Annotated in this window: 1 protein-coding gene; it reads left to right on the top strand. The window is 64.4% G+C overall.

Features of this window, described 5'->3' with window-relative positions; translation table 11 throughout:
• On the top strand, positions 1–1,223 hold a 1,223-nt coding region (locus tag LRF89_RS13165; RefSeq protein ID WP_238637360.1), incomplete at both ends, for a PAS domain S-box protein.

The following is a 1,223-nucleotide window of genomic DNA, read 5'->3' on the forward strand; positions in this document are numbered from 1 at the left end:
GATGGACATCCGCCGCGCGGATGACGGCCGATTCCGCACCCTGCTCGGGCTTGCCCAGGTGGTCTGCGATGCCTCCGGCGCCCCGGTGCGGGTCGTGGGCGTCAACCAGGATGTAACCGAGGAGGAAGAGAACCTCCGCCACCTCGCCGCGGCAGAGGCCAAGTTCCGCGGGCTCTTCGAACTCTCGCCGGTTGGTATCGCCATGAACGACTTCCACACCGGCGAGTTCCTCGATTTCAACGACGCCATCAACGAGCCCGCCGGCTACACCCGCGAGGAGTTCCGGGCGCTGAGCTACTGGGACGTGACCCCGGAGGCGTATCGACCGCAGGAACTCGAGCAGATCGAGTCGCTGCAACGCACTGGACGCTACGGGCCGTTCCAAAAGGAGTACATCCACAAGGACGGCCACTGCTATCCGGTCCTGCTCCACGGCTTCAAGACCACCACCCCGGAGGGGCGCGAGGTCATCTGGTCGATCATCCAGGATATCTCCGACATCGAGCAGACCCGACAAGCGCTGGAGGACGCCAACAACCAGCTCGCCTCGTTGATGGATAACGTCCCGGGGATCACCTTCCGCTGCCTCGACGACGATGACTGGACCATGCTTCTGGTCAGTCAGGCGGCCGAGCGGGTGACCGGCTACGCCAGCGACGAACTGGTCAACAATGCCACTGTCTCCTATGCCCAGCTCATTCACCCGGATGATTTGGCCAGGGTCGATGAGACCATCGCCGAGGCAGTGGGCGAAAACCGTCCCTGGGAGGTGCAATACCGCCTTCGGCACCGAGACGGGTCACTACGCTGGGTCCAGGAGCGGGGGGTTGCCGTGCGCAATGCCCAGGGCGATGTGGCCCACCTGGACGGATTCGTGCTCGATATCACCGAACAGCACCGCGCCGAGCAAGCCCTGCAGGCGGCCAAGGAACGCTTCGCCGGGATCTTCGAGCAGACCGGCAGTGGCGTGGCCGTGTATCGCCCGGTGGATCAGGGACGGGATTTCGAGTTCATCGATCTCAACCCGGCATCCGAGCGCATTGAACAGAGATCCCGAGATGAACTCATCGGCCGGACGCTCGCCGAATGCTTCCCGGGTGTCGAGGAGATGGGCCTGCTCGCGGCGCTGCAACGGGTGGCTGACACCGGCGTGCCCGAAGAGCTGCCTCTGGCCGCCTATCAGGACGAACGGATTACCGGCTGGCGCGAGAACCGGATCTTCC

The organism is Halorhodospira sp. 9621, from assembly GCF_022228055.1.
Taxonomy (GTDB): domain Bacteria; phylum Pseudomonadota; class Gammaproteobacteria; order Nitrococcales; family Halorhodospiraceae; genus Halorhodospira; species Halorhodospira halophila_A.